Genomic DNA, 18,730 nt, shown 5'->3' on the forward strand with positions numbered 1-18,730 from the left:
TGAAACACCCCCTGAGCGGCTTCGCCGCTTCCCCCTCCCTCTTTGGGAGGGGGACAACGCCCTCGCTGCGGGGCGGCCCTTGCTCGGCGTCTCTGACTTGGAGCACGCCAGTTTCAAGTGATGCGAATCACGCTCAACATCATTGATACTGACATGCAAACCCTGAAATCCCTGCAAGAACTGGGCAAGGAAGCCCAGACCCTGGCCACCGGCAAGGTGATTCCCATCCTCCCCGCCCCAACGGAAACCGCTGCCGAAAGCGAAGTGGCGCGCGTGATGCAGATCTGCAATGCCTGCCGCTACTGCGAAGGCTTCTGCGCCGTGTTCCCGGCCATGACGCGCCGTCTGGAGTTCGGCAAGGCCGATGTGCATTACCTGGCCAATCTCTGCCACAACTGCGGCGCCTGCCTGCACGCCTGCCAGTACGCGCCGCCGCATGAATTCGGCATCAACATCCCCAAGGCCATGGCCGAAGTGCGCGGCCAGACCTATGCCGACTATGCCTGGCCGCCCGCCATGGGCACGCTGTATCAGAAGAACGGCCTGACCCTGTCCCTGGCACTGGTGGCCGGCCTCTTCCTGTTCCTGGCGCTGGCCGTCGCGGCGCAAGGCGGCATCGGCCAGTTGTGGAGCGGCAATCTGGGCAACAACTTCTACAACCTGTTCCCGCACAATCTGCTGGTCGGCATTTTTGCGCCGGTGTTCCTGTTCGTGGTCTTCGCGCTGTTCATGGGCGTGCGCCGCTTCTGGAAGGATGTGAAGCCCGCCACCAGCAATGTGGATGTCAGCGGCCCTGCCGCTGCCGAAGCCACGCACGACGTGCTGCGCCTGAAATACCTGGACGGCGGCCATGGCGACGGCTGCCACAACGAGGACGACGAGTACACGCTCAAGCGCCGCCGCTTCCACCACCTGACCTTCTACGGCTTCATGCTGTGCTTTGCGGCCACAGGCCTGGCCACGGTCTATCACTATGTCTTCGATCTGCCTGCTCCCTACGAGCTACCCAGCCTGCCCAAGATTCTGGGCGCCCTGGGCGGCGTGAGCCTGATGATCGGCACGGCCGGCCTCTGGATGCTGAACCGCGCACGCCATCCGCTGCATGGCGACGCCAGGCAAAAGCCCATGGACCTAGCCTTCATCGCCCTGCTGTTCCTGGTGGCCGCCAGCGGTCTTGCGCTATGGCTGGGCCGCGCCACGCCGGCGCTGGCACTGCTGCTGTGCCTGCACCTGGGCGCCGTGATTGCGCTGTTTGCCACCCTGCCCTACGGCAAGTTTGCCCACGGCGTGTTCCGCACGGCTGCACTGCTGCGCCACAACACCGAAAAGCGCGAGCCCAGCCCCATTGGCCTCGGCGCTGATTGAACGAAGCCCCATGACAGGCACGCCCGCCGTGCCTGCTTTCAAAAAAATCAGCCGGAATACCGGCATTCCTTTCCGACCAAGGAGACATCCCATGATGAACAAACGCCATTTCCTGCGCGCCACGGCCGTGGCCGCCTCTCTGCTGAGCCTGGGCTCGGCGGCACAGGCCGCTCCCGACTGGCTGCCCAACAAGCCCGTGACCCTGGTCGTGGGCTTTGCCGCAGGCGGCGCCGCCGACGCGGCGGCGCGCATGATTGCCAAGAAGCTGGGCGAGAACATCGGTCAGACCGTGGTGGTGGACAACAAGGGCGGCGCGGGCGGCAATATCGCCCACCAGTTCGTGGCCAAGGCACCGACCGACGGCTCGGTGCTGCTGTTCGGCTCCATCGGTCCCCTGACGATTGCGCCCCACATCATGAAGGTGGGCTACAACCCCTTCACCGACCTGGCACCCATCTCGGGCGGCGTGAACTTCCCCAATGTGCTGGTGGTGCACAAGGGCGCCGGCGTGAGGAACCTGGCCGAGTTCGTGGCCAAGGCCAAGAAGAGCCCCGGCAGCGTGGACTATGCCTCCACTGGCGCGGGCTCGGCCTCGCACCTGGCGGGCGAGCTGTTCAACCAGCGCGCTGGCGTGGAGATGGTTCACGTGCCCTACAAGGGCGGCGCGCCGGCCCTGCAGGACCTGCTTGGCGAGCGCGTCACCTCCTACTTTGCCGCGCCCCCGACGGCCCTGCCGCATGTCGAGACAGGCAAGCTGATTCCGCTGGCCACCACGGGTCTGACGCGCCCCGCCTATATGCCCAATATCCCCACCGTGGCCGAAGCGGGCTTCCCCGGCTTCGAGGCGCTGAACTGGTATGCCTTCGTCGCCCCCGGCAAGACCCCCACGCCCGTGCTGGATCGCTGGAACCTGGAAATCGTCAAGGTGCTCAAGGACCCCGGCGTGGCCGAGGCGCTCAAGGTCCACGGCCTGACGCCCCAGCCCACGACGCGGGCCGAGTTCGCGGCCTTCATGAAGAAGGAATACGAGCAATGGGGCAAGGTGGTCAAGGAACGCAAGATCACTCAGAACTGAGAGCACAACCCCGCTCGCGCCGATGCATAAGGCATGAGTGGGACGCAGTCAGGTCAGGCTGACGAGCAAGGGCATCGCCGACGGTGCCTCGTCGGCTGCACCGCCCCGCAGCGAGGCCGTCGCCCCTCCCGCGCAGCGAGAGAGGGCGCCGTGCAACGGGCGCCGTGCCACGGGGGAAGCCGTACAGCCGCTCAGACTGTGATGGGCTTTTTCTCCACGGGAGCCGCAAAGCCCACGCACAGACGGTTCCAGACATTGATGCAACCGATCGCGTAGCTGAGCTCCACGATCTCGCGCTCGCTGAAGTAGGGGCGCAGGGCCTCGAAGTCCTGCTGCCCGGGATGGGCCTGGCTCAGCTGGGTGCAGCGCTCGGCCCAATTCAGCGCGGCGCGCTCGCGCATCTCGAACAAGTCCACCTCGCGCCAGACCACCACGCTGTTGATGCGCTGCAGGTCCTCGCCGCGCGACAGCAGCTCGCGCACATGCATGTCCACGCAGAAGGCGCAGCCGTTGATCTGCGAGACGCGCAGATAGACCAGCTCCAGCAGCTGCACACCGAGGCTGGAGCGCGCGATCTGGGCGTTGAGGCCGGCCTGGGCCTTGTAGAGCTCGGGAGCCAGCGCACGGAAGTCCAGGCGCGGCGTGGGGATGGCAATAGGGCTGGCGGTGGGGTTGGCGATGTCGGCCATGTGAATACTCCTTGAGGGACGTTGCAGGCCCGCCCCTGCGGCCGGCCCATACCTCTTAGACGCGGCAGCTCTGCGGTTTGTGACAGGCCTCGTCATCCATCGCCTGACCATCAATAAACATAGCTGCTATCGCTCTGTATGAAACAAACTCAGCGATAAAACAATCTGAATTTGTTGACTGACTGGCGGTAACAGCTATTGTTTTCTTCGCCTTCTTCGACAGGCCCCGCCCATCAGGCAGCCGGCACCAGCACGCGGGTCAGCTTGTCCGGATTGCGCAGCGTGTAGATGCGCCGGATCAGTCCGTCCTCGACCAGCAGCGTCTGCACCGACTCCACCCGGCCGTCCACGCAGCGCACCAGACCCGGCAGGCCGTTGACCCGCGCCAGATGCAGGGTCTGCTCCTGCCCGTCGCGGCGCAGGCGCCGGGCCGTGGCGAAGTACAGCAGCGCCAGGCGGCGCCCGGTCTCCAGCACTCGGCCAAAGGATGCCACCTTGCCGCCACCGTCGCTGATCAGCGCAGCATCGGGCGCGAAGAGCGCCTGGATCTGCGCCAGATCGCCGCCCCGTGCAGCCTGGGCAAAGCGGCGCAACAGCTCGGCATGGGCTTGTGCGGGCGCCTCGAAGCGCGGCCGCCCGGCCTTCACATGGGCACGCGCGCGGTGCACCAGTTGGCGGCAGGCGGCCTCGCTGCGGCCCAGCGCCTGGGCTACTTCGGCGTAGTCGGCATCGAAGACCTCACGCAGCAAAAAGGCCGCGCGCTCCTCGGGCGTCAGTTGCTCCAGCACGAACAGCAGCGCCGTGGAGACATCGTGGGCCTGCTCCAGCAGCTCCTCGGCCGAGGGCGCGGCCTCGGTCCAGGGCTGGACCAGCGGCTCGGGCAGCCAGAAACCCGCATAGTGCTCGCGCTCCACGCGCAGGCGCCGCAGCCGGTCTATGGCCAGCCGCGTGGCCGTGGTCACCAGCCAGGCCTCGGGCTGGGCAATGGAGGTGCGCTCGCTGTCCTGCCAGCGCAGCCAGACATCCTGCACCAGATCCTCGGCTTCGGCGCGCTGGCCCAGCATGCGATAGGCCAGCCCGAACAGGCGCGGGCGATGGCGCTCGAAATCCTGCAGTCCCGCATCGGCGGGCGGCACAGTGTGGGAAGTGGGGCTCACGTGATGTCTCCTGCAAATAGGCCGGGCCAGCCACCCAGTGTGACAGGCACCAAGCCTTAGACGCAGCAGGTGCAGCTTTTGTGACAACGCAGCCCAATCCGCCAGAGCCCAGAGCAGGGACGCCAAGCAAGAGCCTGGCCAGCCGCGCCGCCCCACAGCGAAGGTCTCGTCCCCGGCGCATCCGCTCAGGGCGTGATTTTCAATCCACACGGGCTGCCGTCGCCTTGACGACGGCAGCCCAGCGCGTGATCTCGCGGTCGATATGGGCCTGCAGCGCCTCGGGCGTGGAGCCCACGGGCTCGTAGCCGCCAGCGGCCAGCTGGGCTTGCAGCGCGGGCTGGCGCAGGGCGGTGGCGATCTCGCGGCTCAGGTGCCGGGTGACTTCAGGCGGCGTGCCTGCCGGCGCGATGACGGCGTACCAGCCGGTCACGTCGAAGCCTGCCATGCCCTGTTCCTGGATGGTGGCCACCTCGGGCGCCAGTGCCGAGCGCTTCGGACTGGTGACGGCCAGCGCCTGCATGCGCCCGCTGCGGATGTGGGGCATGGAGGTGGAGATGCTGTCGAAGGTCAGGTCAATATCGCCAGCCAGCATGGCATTGACCACCCCCGCGCTGCCCTTGTAGGGAACGTGGGTCATGCGCACACCCGCCATGCTGGCAAAGTATTCGGCCGCCAGGTGGCCGGTGTTGCCGTTGCCCGCCGATCCGAAGCTGAGCTTGCCGGGGTTGGCCCTGGCCGCCTGGATGAGCTCCTGGATGTTCCTGGCGGGCAGCTTGCCGCTGGCCGCGACGATCATGGGCAGGTTGGCCACCAGGGACACGGGAGCGAAATCCTTGCGCGTGTCGTAGGACAGCTTGGGGTAGAGGCTGTCGTTGATGGCGTGGGCGGCCAGCACCATGAGCACGGTGTAGCCGTCCGGTTTGGCACGTGCCACGTACTGCGAGGCCAGCGTGCCGCCCGCGCCGCTCTTGTACTCCAGCACCACGGGCTGGCCCAGCTGCTGCTGCAGTTGCACGGCCAGCGGGCGGCCCAGCAGGTCGGCGCTGCCTCCGGGCGGATAGGGAATGACCAGCTGTATGGGCTTGGCCGGCCAGGCCTCGGCGGCCCGTGCGGCGGGCAGGGCTGTGGCGCAAAGGGCACTGGCGGCCAGGGCCAGGCAGATCAGCATGCGGCGGCGTGTGGACAGGGACATGGCGTGCTCTCGGTTCATGAAGAGGAAAAGGCCTCGGGCTGGTACTGCTCGCGCAGGGCACGCTTGAGCACCTTGCCGATCTCGCTGCGCGGAAGGCTGGCAGCCAGCCGCAGTTCGGCCACGCGCTGGGTCTTGCCCAGGCGGGCGTTGAGCCAGTCGCGCAGATGCGCAGCCAATGGCTCCGTGCCGGGCCGTGCCACGGCATAGGCCACGGGGGTTTCGCCCCATTGCTCGGAGGGCACGCCGATCACCGCGCATTCGGCCACCTGCGGGTGCTGCAGCAGCACGGACTCGATGTCGCTGGGGTAGACGTTGAAGCCCCCCGTGATGATCATGTCCTTCTTGCGGTCGCCCAGCACGATGAAACCGTCCTCGTCGAGCCTGCCCACGTCGCCGCTGCGGATGAAGCGCCGGCCTTCGGCGTCGAACCATTCGGCCTCGCGCGTCTTGTCGGGCAGGCCGTGGTAGCCGCTCATCATCCCGGCCGAGCGGCCCACGATCTCGCCCTGTTCGCCGGGCGGCAACTCGCGGCCGAGCTCATCGATGAAACGGATGTCGGCGCCGGGTCCGGGCCGGCCCACGGTGTGCAGCTTGCCCGGATGGTCATGGCAGTGCAGCTCGCAGCGCACGCCGCCCTCGGTCATGCCGTAGTACTCGATGAGCGCTCCCGGCCAGCGGCGCAGCACCTCGGCCTTGAGCGCGGGATGGAAGGGCGCGCTGGTACAGAACTTGTGCTGCAGGTGGCTCAGGTCGGCATCGTCGAACCCTGGGTACTGCATCAGCCGCTGGTATTGCACGGGCACCAGCATGGTGTGCGTGGCGCGGTGGCGCTCGGCCAGCTCCAGGTAGTGCCCGGCGTCGAACTTGCGCATCAGCACCAGGGTGCCGCCCAGGCCCAGCGTGGGCAGGGCCGCGACCAGGGTGGTGTTGGAGTACAGCGGCGTGGCGCACAGCGAGACGGCCGCAGGCCCGTAGCCGTTGACGATGGCCCGCTGCACATGAGCCCAGCGCATGGCCCAGGACTGGACGATGCCCTTGGGCACCCCGGTCGTGCCCGAGGAGTAGATAACGTTGAACGCCCAGTCTGGTCGGGGATCGATGGCGGCGGGCGTGCCTTGCTCCGCCAGCCACTGCGACCAGGGCGCGCCGGCTTCGGGTGCATCGTCCAGCGCCACGCATTGCAGGCCTATGCCTGGCTGCAGCGGCCATTGCAGGGCCGTCTCGCGGTCACGCAGCACCAGGCGCGCGCCGCAGTTGTTCAGCATGGCGCTCAGATGGCCGGCCGTGGCCGAAGGAGCCAGCGGCGCCACGGCCACGCCCGCGCGCAGCGCACCCAGGAAGGCCAGCATGTACTCGGGCGAGCTGCCCGCGCAGATGGCCACGACGTCGCCGGGGCCCAGGCCCTGGCGCTGCAGGCTCAGGGCGGCACGCTCCATACCATCCTGCAGCGCGGCGTAGTCCAGGCGCTGGTCGCCGAGCACCAGGGCGACGTGGCGCGGGCGCCGTGCAGCCTGGAAAGCGATCAGTTCCGGCAGCGAGCCAAAGCTCTGGCTCAAGACAGGGACAATGTCGTCTGGCATGGGAGGAGGCATGAGGGAAAAGTTATTCGAGCGACAGGCCGGCGGCCTTCACGATCTGGGCCCAGCTCTTGCGTTCCTGTGCGATGAAGGCGTCGTACTCGGCCGGCGTCTCGCCGCCGGGCATGCCGCCGAGGTCGGCGAAGCGCTGGCGCACATCGGGCGTCTGCATGGCGCGGCGGGCGGACTGCTGGATGCGTTCGACCACGGCATCGGGCGTGCCGGCCGGGGCCAGCAGACCGAACCAGGCCGTGACCTGCATGGGTACGCCGGCTTCGGCCATGGTCGGCACCTCGGGCAACTGGGTCGAACGTGTGGCGCTGGTGATGGCCAGGGCGCGGAACTTGCCGGCCTTGATGTGTGGCATGGAACTGGGCAGGTTGTCGATCATGTAGTCGACCTGCTGGCCCAGCAGGGCCGTGACGGCGGGTGCGGCGCCCGGAAAAGGCACCAGGGTGACCTCAATGCCGGCCTTCTGTCGGAACATCTCCGAAGACATATGGGGCGACTGGCCCACGCCCGAGGTGGAAACATTCAAGCGCCGCGTCCTGGCCTGCGCCACCAGCTCGCCCACGCTACGCACGGGCGAGTCCGCATGGACCACGAGGATGTTGGGCACGGAGATCACATTGGTGATGCCGCGCAGATCGCTCTCCTTGTAGCTCAACTGCCGGTAGAGGCTGAAATTGATGGCCACCGGGCCGATGTTGCCCATCAGCAGCGTATAGCCATCGGGCCTGGCGCGCGCCACCTGGGCCGTGCCGATGGAGCCCCCACCCCCGCCCTTGTTCTCCACCACCACCGGCGCACCCAGATCCTTGCCCATCTTCTCGGCCAGCACGCGCGCCGCGATGTCCGTGGTGCCACCCGCAGCGGCCGGCACGATGATGGTGATCGGCCGCTCAGGCCAGGCAGCCGCCAGCGCGGCACAAGGGACGGAAGTCAGGGCGGCCAGCAGGGCCAGCAAGCTGCGGCGGATGATCATGGGCAGTCTCCGGTTCACTGCCCGCAACGATAGAGAGCCCCGCGCCCCAGGGCACCAGGGTTTGACAGGAGAGCCGCTTCGCCATTCGGAAACCCGCGCTTAGGCGGGCTGGAATACGGGCTAGCCCGTTGCCGCAAAAGATGGCGCGCCCCAAACCTGGGACGGCAAGCAAGGGCCTCGCCGGCCGCGCCGCCCCGCAGCAAGGCCGTCGTCCCGTTGCACGTCGCCCCTTGGGGGAAGCGGCGCAGCCGCTCAGGGGGGACCTCAATACCCCACCGCGCACCCGTCCTTGCGCGGATCGGAACCCGCGATGTAGTGCTCGCCATCGCGCAGCACCAGTTGCGCGCCGCCAAAGGCGAACACGCCATGGCCGGCCTCGACGCTGACCTCATGGCCGCGTGCGCGCAGCTGCTCAACCACGGCGGCATCGAAGGACGGCTCCACGGCCACGCCCTTGCCGCCGGTCACGCGCCAGCGCGGCGCATCGGCCGCAGCCTGCGGGTTCTGGCCGTAGCGCAGCACGCGCAGCGCCATCTGCAGATGGCCCTGGCTCTGCATGGGTCCGCCCATGACGCCGAACGCCATTTGCGGCCTGCCGTCGGCATGCATGGCAAAGGCCGGAATGATGGTGTGCGAGGGGCGCTTGCGCGGGCCGACCTGATTGGCATGACCGGCCTCGGTGGTAAAGCCATGGCCGCGGTTCTGCAGGCTGATGCCGGTGCCCGGCACGACCACGCCCGAGCCGAAGCCCATGTAGTTGGACTGGATGAAGGAGACCATCATGCCGCTGGCATCGGCCGCAGCCAGATAGACCGTGCCGCCGGGACGCGGTGCGCCATAGCTGGGCAGGCTGGCCTTGTCACGGTCAATGAGCTGGGCGCGCTCGCGCAGATAGCCACGGTCCAGCAGCTGCGCGGGGGTGACGCGCATATGGTCCAGGTCGGCGTTGTACTGGTGCAGATCGGCAAAAGCCAGCTTCATGGCCTCGATCTGCAGGTGCACGCTGTCCACGCCGTCGAGGTCTTGCTTGCCCACGCCCAGCTCGTCCAGCATGCCCAGCGCCATCAGCGCCGCAATGCCCTGGCCGTTGGGCGGAATCTCGTGGATCACCGAATCGCCAAACTTCTGCGACACCGTTCCCACCCAGTCGGCCTGATGCTCGGCCAGGTCTTCCTCGCTCATCACGCCGCCACAGGCCCGTGCATGCTCGACCATCTTCCTGGCCAGCGCGCCTCGGTAAAAGGACTCGCCCAGGGTCTCGGCAATCTCTTCCAGCGTGCGCGCATGGGCTTCGCTCCTGAACACCTCACCGGCCCGGGGAGCGCGGCCGCCAGGCAGAAAGCACTCGGCAAAGCCGGGCTGGTCGCCCAGTTTCTTGCCGCCCAGCTCCCACAGCGTGGCAATCGTGGGCGAGACCGGGAAACCGTTGCGTGCATAGTCGATGGCGGGCTGGGCCACCTGCGCGAAGGGCAGCTTGCTGAAGCGCTTGGACAGCGCCACCCAGGCCGACACGGCGCCGGGCACGGTCACGGCATTCCAGCCCTTTTCCGGAATGCCGCCGAGCTGGGCAAAGTAGTCGGGCGTCCAGCCCGCAGGCGAGCGGCCCGAGGCGTTGAGGCCGTGCAGCTCCTTGCCGTCCCAGACGATGGCAAAGCCGTCGCTGCCGATGCCGCAGCCCGTGGGTTCGACCACGGTCAGCGTCATCGCCGCGGCCAGCGCCGCATCCACGGCGTTGCCGCCGGCCTGCAGCATGGAGAGGCCGGCCTGCGCGGCCAGCGGCTGCGAAGTGCTGACCACATTGCGCCCCAGCACCGGCGAGCGGTGCGAGGCATAGGGAAGCGTCCAGTCCTTGACGAGGTTGGTCATATCTAAGTCCGATCAGTGATTCATGGGCGCCGCGCTTAACGCTTCAAACTGGCGCGCCCCAGGCCAGAGGCATCGAGCAAGAGCCGCCTCACGGCGGGAGGCGCCTAGCCGAGGATGCCGTCCCCCGGCGCAGCCGCACAGGGGGTTGCATATGTCATTCCAAAGTAATGTGGTTGTCCCTGATGACCTTGGCCCAGCGCGCGCTGTCGGCCTGCACCATGGCAGCGAACTGCGCGGGCGTCTGCGGCTTGGCGGGCTCCACGCCCTGCTTGGCCAGGCTGGCGATCACCTCGGGATTCTGGATGGCGCGGTTGAAGGCCTGGTTGATCCGGCCGACCAGCTCGGGCTTCATGCCGGCCGGGCCGTAGACGCCGAACCAGGTGACCGAGGAATAGCCTGGCAGGCCCGATTCGGCCACCGTGGGCAGATTCGGAGCCAGCGTGCTGCGCCTGTCGCCGGTCACGGCCAGGGCACGCAGGCGGCCGCTGGCCACATGGGGCATGCCCGTGGGGATGGAATCGAACAGCAGATGCACCTGGCCTGCCGCCAGATCGGTGATCGATTGCGCCGTGCCCTTGTAGGGCACATGGGCGAGCTGTATGCCGGCCTGCGCGGCAAAGGCGGCGGTGTTCAGGTGCACGATGGTGCCGTTGCCGCTGGTGGCGTAATTGAGCTTGCCGGGATTGGCCCTGGCATAGGCAATCAGCTCCTGCACGCTCTTGACCGGCAGCGAGGGCGTGACGAGCAGCACGCTGGCCGCGTCGGCCGTGTGCGCGATGGGACTGAAATCCTTGTCCGCCTTGTAGGCCAGCCTGGGCATCAGATGCGGCGAAATCGCATGCGTGCTGCTGGTGGTGAACAGCAGGGTGTAACCGTCGGCCGCCGCCTTGGCGGCCTCGGCCGTGCCTATGGTGCCGCCGGCGCCGGGCCGGTTGTCTATGACCAGCTGCTGGCCCAGCTCCTGCGATACGCGCTGCGCGATCACGCGTGCCACCAGATCGGTCGCGCCGCTGGCCGGAAACGGCACGATCACCCGTACCGGTCGGCCGGGCCAGGCAGCCTCGCCCTGGGCCAGGGCCGGCAAGACCAGCAAACCACCGGCCAAGACCGTTGCGGCCTGGAGCCACTGTCGGCGCGTCGTTGAAACAGTAAACCGTGCCCGCATGGCAACTCCCGGTGAAATGACAGCTTGTTCGAAAGAGGTCGCCGCTGCCCGGCAACCATCGAACGGGACATCTTAGAAAGCCAAGGCATTTGCCGCTATCGGCAAATTTGCAAGCCATCATTGCCAAAACAGCAAACCGATCACAATGGTGGTTTGCTTTCACCGACTGCCATGCCCGAGTCCCGCCATTTGCTGCTCCAAGACACCGCGCTGCGCTACTTCCACGAAGTCGCGCAATGCGGCTCGCTGACCGAGGCTTCGGCAAGACTGCATGTGGCGGCCTCGGCCATCAGCCGCCAGATTGCGGCATTGGAGGCGCGGCTGGGCACGCCGCTGTTCGAGCGCCACCCGCGCGGCATGGTACTCAACGCCGCCGGCGAGATCCTCGCCGATCATGCGCGCCGCTCGGGGCTGGACGCCGAGCGCGCACTCGACGAGATCAAGGCCTTGCAGGGCCTGCGCAGCGGCAAGGTGCGCATCGCCAGCTCCGACGCCTTCGCCAGCGAATTTCTGCCGCGCCTGTGCGCGGCCTTTCAGCGCGAGCACGGCGGCATCGTCTTCGAGGTGACGGTGCTGCCAACGCCCGAAGTATCCGATGCCGTGCGCACCGGCATGGCCGACATAGGCCTGTGCTTCAGCCGGGCCCCCGAGCCAGGCATCGCCGTCGCCTGCCGCGTGGCCGCGCCCGTGCTGGCGCTGGTGGCATCCGGCCATGAACTGGCGCAGGAGCGCAGCGTGGCACTGGCAAGGCTGGTGCGTTATCCGCTGGCATTGACACCACCCAGCACGGCCGTACGCCAGTTGCTGGATGCAGCCTGCAGCCGCCAGGGACTGATGCTGGCGCCGGCCCTGGAGAGCAATCACGGCAAGACGCTGCTGAACTTTGCGGCCCAGGGCACGGCGGTTGCCGTGGCCAGCGAAATCGCCGCCCGCGACATGGTGGCCACAGGCGCGCTCGTGGCCGTGGCGCTCAGCGACCGCGGCATGGATCTGCGCGATATCGAGGTGCAGACCCTGGCCGGCCGCACGCTGCCGCATGCGGCGCAGTCCTTTCTGGAGCTTTTGCAGCTGCGCCTGCCCGCAGCCTGGTGATACCGACTCAATCCGCCTTGGGGCGCAGCACCAGCCATAGCGACAGCGCAATCAGCCCGCCACCCATGGCATGAGCGATGGTCAAGGACTCATCGAGCAGGGCCCAGCCCCAGAGCACGGCAAACACGGGCACGATAAAGGTCACGGTCAGCGCCTTTTGCGGGCCTTCATCGGCAATCAGCCGGAAATACAACACATAGGCCAGAGCCGTGCTCAGCAAGCCCAGCAGCGCCACATTGCCCCATGCCAGCAGCGGAGCGGCCTGCAGCCTGGCCAGCATGCCGGGCTCCAGCGCCATGTCGATGAGCAGCGCCGGCGTCAGCACCATCAGCGCACCGAGCTGGCTGATGAAAACGGCAACGCGCGTGTCCACGCACGCATTGGCACCGGCCAGCCTGAGCGTCAGATAGCTAGAAAACGCATAGCAGACCGTGGCCACAAAACAGGCAGCCATGCCTCCCAGCACGGCACTGCCGAGATCCAGCGGCCCGGCCTGGGCCAGCACCGCCACGCCGCCAATCCCCAGCAGCACCGCCACCACACGCGCGGGCGTGATCGCCTCGGCAAACACCAGCGCTCCCACCACGGTCGCAACCAGAGGCGTGGTGGCATTGAAGATGGCGCTATAGCCCGATGGCAGCACCTGGGCCGCCAGCGCGTACATGAGAAAGGGGATGCCGGAATTGATGACACCCAGCCCCAGCAAGGACCAAAGATAGCGTCCTAGCCTGGGCCGGTAGCCCATGGCAAACAACGCCGCGCCAAGGCCCAGCGCCGAAAACAGGCCGCGTCCCACGGCCGTGGGCACGGCCCCCAGATGGGGTACGGCCACGCGCATGAATAAAAAACTGCCGCCCCAGAGGGCGGCCAGTGTCATGAGTCGAATCAGGCTGGCTACAGACATACAGGGCATTGTGCACAGCCCCGGCCTGCACGCCTGTCACAACTGCCGAATGCCAATATCAGTGAATCTGCACCAGCACATCGTCCAGCGTGGCACCGGCCTCTTCGGGTACCGGGCGCGTCAGCTGCGGCACCTTGTAGATGCTGGCATCGGCATGAATCAGGCCTATGTCATAGCGCTGGCCGGCCAGATAATCGCCCACCGACTCCAGCACGATGGGGCTGCGATGCAGATGCTCGGTGGCCTTGAGCTCATCGAGCGAGAGCCAGACGCTGCGCACGATGCCGTCGTCCAGATGGCGCTGGGCATGGTGCATGCCCAGATCGCCCGTGAAGGCGAAGCGCAGATAGGTGATGTCCGAGCCCGTGCGCGTGCGCACAAAGCGGTTCATGTAGATGCCGACCAGGGCCGTGGGCGTGAAGCTGTAGGCCGTCTCTTCCATGACTTCGCGCACACAGGCATCGACAGGGCTTTCGGAAGGGTCGAGATGACCGGCCGGCGTGTTCAGACGCAGTCCATCCGCCGTTTGTTCTTCCACCAGCAAAAAACGGCCATCGCGTTCGATGATGGCCGAGACAGTCACATTGGGTTTCCAGCGATTGGGCATGGCCGGCATTATCCTTGTCCCAACCCGACGATGTGTCAGATAAATCCCACCATATAGAGCGCTCCTTCGCCGTAACTGGCCAAATGTTGCTGCTGCGCAGCATTTGTCACGGATTCGACCACATAGCCTTGACGCTCCCAGTAAAGCCGCGAACCCTGCACCGAAACCAGTGCCGTGCGCTGCACGCCGCGCGCTCTGGCCTGCGCCTTCAGGATCTGGACCATGCGCCGCGCCAGGCCCTGGCCGGCTGCAGCCTCGGACACGGCCATATCGTGCAGATAGAGCACGCTGGCGTCGTCATATTCGGCAAAGTCGCCGTTGAGCGGCGTGATGGCTCCGGGGCGCGACCAATAGGCTGCCAGATAGGCCACCAGCTCCCCGCCCTGCTCGGCCGCCCAGGAACAATGCCCGGCCGTCCGCAAACGGCGCACAAACACCTCGCGCGGCTCGGCAAAGTCCGCACCATAGCAATGCTGCTGTATGCGCATCACGGCATCCACATCGTCCGCTCCCAGCGCGCGCAGCTGGATTGGCATCGACTCCGTCATCAAAAACTCTCAAATCAATAGCTGTCAACGCTTATCAGTCAAAGACTGACAGCCAATTTCAATCAAAATCCGGCACATAGCTTAGCAAGCCGTTCATCTCGCAGCAGTCTGTAGGCGCTATCGCAATGGTAATGATTCTCAATTGGAAATGCATCGCCATCCTCCCTACCATTCATTCATCGCACAGGGAGAAACAGATGACACGCTTGATCAAGACATTGCGCCAGAACCAGCTCACGCTGACCAAGACCGCCAGCTACTACGTGATACACATCACCGTGGCCGCCTGCGTCGCCTATGCCGTGACCGGCAATCTGATTGCTTCGCTGACGCTGAGCCTGCTCGAGCCCACGGTCCAGGCCTTTGCCTTCTTCTTCCATGAAAAAATCTGGGAGCGCCGCCTGAAGAAACGCGAGCAGCAAGCGCTTGCCGGACAGGCACTGAGCGCCTGAGAGCCGTCCATGAACGCCGACCACCCCACCACTTTTGCGCAATGGCTGCTGCAGTCCCTGGCCATGCTGGGCGACTGCAACGGCCATCTTCGCGATCTGTAGAAATCATGTGCACAAGCCTTTTGATAAGCCATGGGTAAATCTTGAATATCCCAGGCTCTTTGTGAGCTTCTGATCATTCACGCCAGGAAATCATCCGAACCTGACTCTCCGGCATCAGAAAATACTGTGGATAAGTCATGCTGAAGATGCCAATTCGGACTCGCGCCCATGGGTTTGCGGCTATTTGCCAAACCGGGCCCAAGGCCAACAATGGCCGGGAATCCAAGGAGTTCCCATGCAGCTTGCAGACCGCCAGACATCCGCAGACCTCGCGCGCCACGACGAACAATGGCTGAGCGCCCACTGGATGCCGTTCACCGGCAACCGCAACTTCAAGGCCAGGCCCCGCATCATCACGGGCGCACAGGGCGCCTACTACAGCGATGCCGATGGCCGGCGCATTTTCGACGGCCTCTCGGGCCTGTGGTGCTCGGGGCTGGGCCATGGCCGCCGCGAGATCGCCGAGGCCATTGGCAAGGCCGCGCTGCAGCTCGATTACGCTCCCGCCTTCCAGTTCGGCCACCCGGCCTCGTTCGAGCTTGCCAACCGCATCGTGGCACTGATGCCCCAGGGGCTTGAGCATGTGTTCTTCACCGGCTCGGGCTCGGAAGCGGCCGACACCTCGCTGAAAATGGCGCGCGCCTACTGGCGCGCCAGGGGCCAGGGCAGCAAGACCCGACTGATCGGGCGCGAGAAGGGCTATCACGGCGTGAACTTTGGCGGCATCTCGGTGGGCGGCATGGGGGGCAACCGCAAGATGTTCGGCCAAGGGGTCGAAGCCGACCATCTGCCGCACACCCAGCCGCCACCCGGTTCGTTCTTCAAGGGCCAGCCCCAGACAGACGGACGCGCCCTGGCAGACCGGCTGCTCGATCTGATCGCCCTGCATGACGCCAGCAATATCGCCGCCGTGATCGTGGAGCCCATGTCGGGCTCGGGCGGGGTGGTGATTCCGCCCACCGGCTATCTGCAGCGTTTGCGCGAGATCTGCACCCAGCACGACATCCTGCTGATCTTCGACGAGGTCATCACGGGCTTTGGCCGCCTCGGAGCGATGACGGCGGCCGAGGCCTTTGGCGTGACGCCGGACATCATGAATATCGCCAAGCAGGTCAGCAACGGCGCCCAACCGCTGGGAGCCTGCATGGTCACGCCCGCCATCTATAAGCAGTTCATGGCGGCCGGCGGGCCGGAGTACATGCTGGAATTTGCCCACGGCTATACCTATTCGGCCCATCCCGTGGCCTGCGCGGCAGCCATTGCGGCACTGGATCTGCTGCAGCGCGAAGACGGCCCGGGCCGCGTGCGCGCGCTGGCCCCCTTCTTCGAGCAGGCCGTGCACAGCCTCAAGGACGCCAGGCATGTGCTGGACATCCGCAATATCGGCCTGGCGGCGGGCATCACGATTGCATCCCTGCCTGGCGAGCCCGCCAGGCGCCCTTATGAGATCGCCATGAAATGCTGGGAGGCCGGCTTCTATGTGCGCTACGGCGGCGACACGATTCAGCTGGCACCGCCCTTCATCAGCGAACAGGCCGAGATCGAGCGGCTGATTAACGCACTCGGCGATGCGCTGCAGGCCACCGATTGAACTACTAAATCAATAGCTTCAATCGCTTTTCCCAAAAGCGATTGAAGCCTTTTTATCCAAGTTCAGGAGAGCTGTGCCGCCAGGGCTTCGAATTCGGCGACAGGCACTTCTTCCGCGCGGCGCTGCAGATCGAACTCGCCGGCAAAGCCCTTGGCTTCCAGCCACTTGCCCAGGGTGTTGCGCAGGATCTTGCGGCGCTGGCTGAAAGCGACCTGCACCAGCTCTTCCAGCAGCTTGGGATCGAGATCCGCAGGCTGCTCGCGCGGAATCATGCGCACCACGGCACTGTCGACCTTGGGAGGCGGATTGAAGCTGCCCGGCGGCACGAACAGCACATCTTCCATGGCGTAGCGCCACTGCAGCATCACCGACAGACGGCCGTAGGCCGAGGTGCCGGCGTCCGCCACCATGCGGTCTATGACCTCTTTTTGCAGCATGAAGTGCTGATCCTGCACCACATCCACCTGCTCCAGCAGATGGAAAAGAATGGGGCTGGAGATGTTGTAGGGCAGATTGCCGACCACGCGCAACTTGGCCACGCCCAGCCGCGCAGCCAGCGCGCGGAAGTCCACCTTGAGCACATCGGACTCGACTACGTCGAGATCGTCGCGCAGACGCAGACGGGCCGCCAGGTCCCGGTCCAGCTCGATCACGGTGAGCTTGCCCAGGCGCTCGACCAGGGGCTGGGACAGCGCCATCAGGCCGGGGCCGATCTCGACCATGGGTTCGCCCGCCTTGGGGTCGATGGCCTGGACGATGTTGTCGATGATGGCGCCGTCGGTCAGGAAATTCTGGCCGAAGCGCTTGCGGGGAATATGTTTCATGAATGCGAAAGCGGTGCCTGGGCACCGCTTGGAATGAGGGGGAGCTCCGATGCCCGGTGCGCAATGATGACACTACCGGGCACTTCAAGCGGATTGAATGGGCTTATTGGGGTGGCTCGCGGTATTCCACAAAGGCCTTGCCGCGCAGCTCCTTGAGCCAGGTTTCGTAGTCCTGCTCGGCCTTGCGCTCGCGCACCACGTTGCGCACCATTTCGCGCTGCTCGCGCTCGGTGAGCTTTTCCTGGCGGCGCTCGATCAGCTGGATCAGGTGCACGCCGAAACGCGACACCACGGGGTTGCTGATCTGGCCCGGCTGCAGGTTGTCGAGCACGCGTTCGAACTCGGGCACGAACTGGCCGGGCGAGGACCAGCCCAGATCACCGCCGTTGCGCGCGCTGCCGTCCTTGGAGAACTCCTGGGCCAGTTGCTGGAAGGTGGCCTGACCGGCTTCCACACGACGCTTGTAGTCCTCCAGACGCTTGGCCGCCTGGGCTTCGGTCATGCCATCGCCTACGGTCAGCAGAATATGGCGGGCGTGGTTCTGAGTGATGTATACAGGTGCTCCGGCCTGAGATTTTTCCAGCACCTTGAGCACGTGGAAACCAGCGCCCGAACGAAACGGACCGACGATGGCACCGACTGCCGAATTGCCCACCTGCTGAGAAAACAGCTCGGGGTAATCGCTCATGGGGCGCATGCCCATGGCGCCGCCACCCTGACCGTTGGGGACATCCGAAAACTCGCGCACGGCAGCGATGAAGTCGGGGTTCTTGCGAGCGGCTTCTGCCGCCTGCTTGGCCTTGGCCTCGCGCTCCGCCACCACGGCAGGGCTGGCGTTTTCAGGCACGGTGATCAGGATGTGGCCCAGATTGGCTGCGGCACCCGCAGCCGCATCGCCTGGGCGCTTCTGGTCCTTGAGATAGCGATCGATGTCTGCTTCCCCGACCTTGACGCGACCGTCCACATCACGCTCGCGCACACGCTGCATCAGCATCTGGTTGCGAATCTCCGAACGGAACTGCGCTTCGGAAATCCCTTCGGCCTTCAGGCGCGACACCAGGCCGGCCTTGTCGGTATTGTTCTGGCGCGCCACATTGGCCACGGCCTGATCGACCGTCATGTTGTCAATGTTGATGCCCGTGTCCTTGGCTTCCTGCAACTGCACACGCTCGACAATCAGGCGCTCCAGAACCTGGCGGGCCAGCTCTCTCTGGGACGGCAACTGCCCGCCCTGCTCGGTCACATTCTGCGCAACGCGCTCCATGCGCGCACGCACTTCGTTATTGGTGATGGGTTCGGAATTGACCACGGCCACGATGTAATCGGCCGAGCGAACACCCTGTGCAGCTACCGGAGCCTGGCGCCCCGAGGGCTGGGCCGTCGCCTCCAATGCGCGCGAGATGGAGGAGTCATTGCCAGCCTTGGCCTTGCTGCCGAGGCTCTTCAGGCCCTGGGCCTGCACACCGGCAGCCATTACAGCCAGTGCCACGGCAACAGCACATGCATTGGATGTCTTGGAGAAAAAACGCATGAAAAAAG

At 65.9% G+C, this 18,730-nt stretch carries 17 protein-coding genes; 5 read left to right on the top strand and 12 right to left on the bottom strand.

The annotated features are described in order from the left end of the window. Nucleotides 1-153 precede the first annotated feature (153 nt). Together tcuB and ACWGXF_RS04130 are read left to right on the top strand one after the other, a co-directional pair. Nucleotides 154-1,365, top strand: coding sequence for a tricarballylate utilization 4Fe-4S protein TcuB (gene tcuB, locus ACWGXF_RS04125; protein ID WP_256629205.1), 1,212 nt, complete (start codon nt 154-156; stop codon nt 1,363-1,365). A 91-nt stretch (nt 1,366-1,456) separates the two neighbouring features. Beyond that, nucleotides 1,457-2,440 carry a Bug family tripartite tricarboxylate transporter substrate binding protein gene (locus tag ACWGXF_RS04130; RefSeq protein WP_256629207.1) on the top strand — a complete coding sequence of 328 codons (984 nt, stop codon included), beginning with the start codon at nt 1,457-1,459 and terminating at the stop codon, nt 2,438-2,440. Between the two features lie 191 nt (nt 2,441-2,631). On the opposite strand, the gene ACWGXF_RS04135 is transcribed toward ACWGXF_RS04130, so the two are convergent. The 7 genes from ACWGXF_RS04135 to ACWGXF_RS04165 all read right to left on the bottom strand — a co-directional run bounded on the left by ACWGXF_RS04135 (nt 2,632) and on the right by ACWGXF_RS04165 (nt 11,071). After that, entirely contained in the window at nt 2,632-3,129 is a 498-nt protein-coding gene (locus ACWGXF_RS04135; RefSeq protein WP_003066920.1) for a carboxymuconolactone decarboxylase family protein, read from the bottom strand. A 233-nt stretch (nt 3,130-3,362) separates the two neighbouring features. Continuing rightward, a complete protein-coding gene (locus tag ACWGXF_RS04140; protein WP_256629210.1) occupies nt 3,363-4,286 on the bottom strand; it encodes an RNA polymerase sigma-70 factor in 924 nt (307 codons plus the stop codon). A 199-nt stretch (nt 4,287-4,485) separates the two neighbouring features. Next, nucleotides 4,486-5,478, bottom strand: coding sequence for a tripartite tricarboxylate transporter substrate binding protein (locus ACWGXF_RS04145; RefSeq protein ID WP_256629212.1), 993 nt, complete (start codon nt 5,476-5,478; stop codon nt 4,486-4,488). Nucleotides 5,479-5,492: 14 nt separating this feature from the next. Then, entirely contained in the window at nt 5,493-7,058 is a 1,566-nt protein-coding gene (locus tag ACWGXF_RS04150) for a class I adenylate-forming enzyme family protein (RefSeq protein ID WP_256629213.1), read from the bottom strand. A 22-nt stretch (nt 7,059-7,080) separates the two neighbouring features. Continuing rightward, on the bottom strand, nt 7,081-8,040 hold the full coding sequence (locus ACWGXF_RS04155; protein WP_087865022.1) for a Bug family tripartite tricarboxylate transporter substrate binding protein: 960 nt from the start codon (nt 8,038-8,040) through the stop codon (nt 7,081-7,083). A gap of 264 nt (nt 8,041-8,304) precedes the next feature. Then, nucleotides 8,305-9,906, bottom strand: a complete 1,602-nt coding sequence (locus ACWGXF_RS04160; protein ID WP_256629215.1) for a gamma-glutamyltransferase family protein — start codon at nt 9,904-9,906, stop codon at nt 8,305-8,307. Nucleotides 9,907-10,060: 154 nt separating this feature from the next. After that, a complete protein-coding gene (locus tag ACWGXF_RS04165) occupies nt 10,061-11,071 on the bottom strand; it encodes a Bug family tripartite tricarboxylate transporter substrate binding protein (protein ID WP_256629217.1) in 1,011 nt (336 codons plus the stop codon). A 171-nt stretch (nt 11,072-11,242) separates the two neighbouring features. Between ACWGXF_RS04165 and ACWGXF_RS04170 the strand changes: the two genes are divergently transcribed. After that, nucleotides 11,243-12,163 (top strand): LysR family transcriptional regulator, encoded by a 921-nt coding sequence (locus ACWGXF_RS04170; RefSeq protein WP_256629219.1) that lies wholly within the window; start codon nt 11,243-11,245, stop codon nt 12,161-12,163. A gap of 7 nt (nt 12,164-12,170) precedes the next feature. Here the strand turns inward: ACWGXF_RS04170 and ACWGXF_RS04175 are convergent, their stop codons facing one another. From ACWGXF_RS04175 to ACWGXF_RS04185, 3 genes are read right to left on the bottom strand one after another with little or no spacing between them, the layout of a single operon-like run. After that, nucleotides 12,171-13,067, bottom strand: a complete 897-nt coding sequence (locus ACWGXF_RS04175) for a DMT family transporter (RefSeq protein WP_452101695.1) — start codon at nt 13,065-13,067, stop codon at nt 12,171-12,173. Between the two features lie 58 nt (nt 13,068-13,125). Continuing rightward, entirely contained in the window at nt 13,126-13,683 is a 558-nt protein-coding gene (locus ACWGXF_RS04180) for an NUDIX hydrolase (RefSeq protein ID WP_003066904.1), read from the bottom strand. Nucleotides 13,684-13,709: 26 nt separating this feature from the next. After that, nucleotides 13,710-14,222, bottom strand: a complete 513-nt coding sequence (locus ACWGXF_RS04185; protein WP_256629223.1) for a GNAT family N-acetyltransferase — start codon at nt 14,220-14,222, stop codon at nt 13,710-13,712. Between the two features lie 197 nt (nt 14,223-14,419). Here ACWGXF_RS04185 and ACWGXF_RS04190 point away from each other — a divergent pair, with 197 nt between their 5' ends. Together ACWGXF_RS04190 and ACWGXF_RS04195 are read left to right on the top strand one after the other, a co-directional pair. After that, nucleotides 14,420-14,674 (top strand): DUF2061 domain-containing protein, encoded by a 255-nt coding sequence (locus tag ACWGXF_RS04190; RefSeq protein ID WP_019042669.1) that lies wholly within the window; start codon nt 14,420-14,422, stop codon nt 14,672-14,674. 337 nt (nt 14,675-15,011) lie between these two features. After that, nucleotides 15,012-16,367: an aminotransferase class III-fold pyridoxal phosphate-dependent enzyme gene (locus ACWGXF_RS04195; RefSeq protein ID WP_452101696.1), complete on the top strand. Its 1,356-nt coding sequence runs from the start codon at nt 15,012-15,014 to the stop codon at nt 16,365-16,367. Between the two features lie 62 nt (nt 16,368-16,429). Here the strand turns inward: ACWGXF_RS04195 and rsmA are convergent, their stop codons facing one another. Beyond that, nucleotides 16,430-17,191 carry a 16S rRNA (adenine(1518)-N(6)/adenine(1519)-N(6))-dimethyltransferase RsmA gene (gene rsmA, locus ACWGXF_RS04200; RefSeq protein ID WP_003072305.1) on the bottom strand — a complete coding sequence of 254 codons (762 nt, stop codon included), beginning with the start codon at nt 17,189-17,191 and terminating at the stop codon, nt 16,430-16,432. Nucleotides 17,192-17,294: 103 nt separating this feature from the next. Then, nucleotides 17,295-18,722, bottom strand: a complete 1,428-nt coding sequence (locus ACWGXF_RS04205) for a peptidylprolyl isomerase (RefSeq protein ID WP_256629229.1) — start codon at nt 18,720-18,722, stop codon at nt 17,295-17,297. Nucleotides 18,723-18,730 lie beyond the last annotated feature (8 nt).

The sequence above is a fragment of the Comamonas sp. HJ-2 genome (assembly GCF_053615495.1).